The following is a 2,786-nucleotide window of genomic DNA, read 5'->3' as shown; positions in this document are numbered from 1 at the left end:
TTTTACGAGCATTATGATGAGATATTGAACTTCTATAACAACAGATCTTCGAATGCCATGGCAGAATCGTTCAATGCCAAAATTAAACTTTTCCGAGCCAATCTAAGAGGAGTGGCAGACAAGAAGTTCTTTTTATTCAGAATTGCAAAACTATATGCCTATCCCCATTGATTTTCTACTGAGCCAAAAGTCAAGGTAGTAAAGCGACAGGTATGTGACTGTTGATGCGATGAGTTGCTAATTCTAAAACACTTTTCCCTACACAGCCAGCATGTGTGCAATGAATAGATGAGCCTTCAAATTCAGGTACTCCAATTTTCTCCTTATTCTATAGTGAGACGACGGTATTTGTCATACTTCACCTGATAGCCAAGCGACAGCTTTTTAACTTCACCTGGAGCAAGTGTCAGCTTCCAGACTACCTGCCCGTTCAGCTTGTCGAGTTGTCCGCCACTTAATTCTTGAGGCATGACTGTGATGCTTGAATTTCTCGAAACGGGCAGTTGGTCGTAAATGCTGATGACCACTTGTTCGGCTCGGGCATTGCGTATGCTGATTTCCCAGTCCATGGTCTGCACTCTGCTGCTACCCAGCAGTCTGCGTGAGGTGTTGTTCTTGATGAGTTTCCGTTCGATATGGATGCCATTGTCGCGCCCCATGGCGAGGTGGAGGGTATCGATTTGTTGGTCGGGATTGAGGATGGTTTTTCCCACGTAACTGTTGTCGAAGAACACGGTGGCCTCTCCCTGAATAAGGTTCAGCTCGTTCCAGCCGGTAGCATCAGCCACGAGGAAAGCGCTCTTGTCAATCTTGGGAACACCCTTGTAAGCATAGGTGGTGGGTAATTGGCATTTGCCTATCTGGCAACTCACGGGCTTGTTGTCGGAGAGAATGGTCAGCGGATGCCCTATCTCAAACTCATATCCAAACTTGGCGGCAGTGGAACTGACATCCATGCTGTTTTCATCAGCGATGCTTTCGGCCTTCACCTCCCTGTCGGCCTTTATCACTGGAGCTGTAAATTTTACGTTCGATTTAATGTCTTTGCTTGCAAATCCCGTGACCACCACTTCTTCCAATGCCAGTTTGCTATTCTCCATGCAGAAGTCGAGGCGGTTTCCTGTGGCTTGCTTCACTTGTGTTTCCATGCCAATGTAGCTCGCTTCCACATTGCGATTGCCATTGGGAAGCGTGAGCGTGTAGTGTCCGTCGATGTCGCTTACGGTGCCGATGGTGGTGCCTTTCACTTGGATGGTGGCGCCGATGACGGGATTGTCTTCCTCGTCGGTGATAGTGCCAGAGACGCGATTGTTATCTATACCAAAGTCATAGGTGGGTGCCGCGAGGCCGTAGTCGAGCCAATAAGTCTTTAGCTCGGGCGACACATTGCTGCGGTTGGGATTGGCCGACGATAGTGTGACGGGCACGTTGCGCCAGTCTTCATTGGTTTGTTGCGTGATGTTGGCTTTGTAGGTGAGTTGCAGGGGAGCCGCAGTGCTGGCGGAACGGAGTTCGTATGTGGGGTACCAAGATGCTCCATTGACGTAGTAGACAAAGGTGAAGTTCGCATTTGAAGCTCGCGGCGCATCAACCTTGACATCGATTACGGTGAGCCGTTTGGTATTGAGTCCAGCGAGGGAGTCTATGACTTCTTGTTGCTTTTCCATATTGTGGTTGGCCTGCTGCTCTTCTTCGTCGAGCCCGATGAGCCGCTTGTTGATGGCCATGGTTTCGTCATAATAATATTGGTTGAGCTGTTTGATGGCTTCGAGGGGTGTCGCAACGGTGCGTGCAGCTGTGGAACTGTTGGTTTTCACCATCTCCAGTTGCGACTTCATCACCGTTCGCTTGGCTTTTACCTCAGCTTGGTGGTTGCGTGCTTTCTTTAGTGCAGCTTCTGCAGCACGCAGCTGTCCGGAAAGCATGGCACTGTCGGGACGAATGAATCGCTGACTGACGCCAAGTATTGTCACGTTGCCTCCGGCCTTGACCTGTATGCTGTTGACATCTATGTAGGGTGACAGTCCCGTGAAACTGAGTGTTTGTTCGCCGGCTTGCAGGACCACTTGTTTGTGACGGTATACCTGTGCGCCTTTTGAAAAGATGGTTACCTTGTCGAGTTTGGGCATCATTCGGCCTTGTGCCGATGCTCCTATGGACAAGACAGTAAGGAACAATAAAAGAATAAAAGTCTTGGTTTTCATCGCTTTCCGTTTAATGTTGTTACTTCGCAAAAGTAGAGAAAAAAACAAATTGGGGCAAAACTACAGAGAAAAATTTTTATGTGTGTAACACAAAAAGCCACAACCAGGGGAAAAATTTGGCATTCGTGTGTTGCCTTAGACACATTTAAACCAACACAAACAGTACGAAAACCAGTTGTGCTACCATTCACCAAGCATTGAACTATCAATCAATAATGAGCAATGCTACAATGTCAATGATACACAAACAAAGCTTTCTCAAAAGGAGATAGCTACGGATATAAACAACGAAAAATATGTCGTACGTATTGAACTTTTGTAAGATTTATTTGATAGATTCAACTTTTATTGCAATTTTGAGATGATTAAGAGCAACTAAATGGATGAACAATTTATTGAAGGGTTTTATTATCGTGATATTAAGTACGCTATTTACAAGCTGTTCCAGTCATCAAGGAATCAAATCTGTAACAGCAGACGGGTTTGAAAACGCCCTCTATGACAGACATGTACAATTGCTGAATGTGCGTGCAGCCGAACTTGGAGCTAACGCTATTGTAAGGATAGATATTGATTACGAAA

The 2,786-nt window shown here is 46.3% G+C and carries 2 protein-coding genes and 1 pseudogene; 2 read left to right on the top strand and 1 reads right to left on the bottom strand.

Translation table 11 applies throughout. The features are described from left to right. The coding region (locus BN35_RS10020) for a transposase (RefSeq protein ID WP_044071491.1) at window positions 1–171 on the top strand (171 nt) is incomplete at its 5' end. Between the two features lie 152 nt (window positions 172–323). Here the strand turns inward: BN35_RS10020 and BN35_RS10015 are convergent. Then, entirely contained in the window at window positions 324–2,204 is a 1,881-nt protein-coding gene (locus BN35_RS10015; protein WP_028901374.1) for a mucoidy inhibitor MuiA family protein, read from the bottom strand. 383 nt (window positions 2,205–2,587) lie between these two features. Here BN35_RS10015 and BN35_RS10010 point away from each other — a divergent pair. Further along, window positions 2,588–2,786 (top strand): annotated as a pseudogene (locus BN35_RS10010) (hypothetical protein); the annotation flags it as partial.

Source organism: Hoylesella timonensis 4401737 = DSM 22865 = JCM 15640 (genome assembly GCF_000455445.1).
GTDB lineage: Bacteria > Bacteroidota > Bacteroidia > Bacteroidales > Bacteroidaceae > Prevotella > Prevotella timonensis.
The sequence above is the reverse complement of the archived record's forward strand: the minus strand, read 5'-3'. Positions and strand labels throughout refer to the sequence as shown.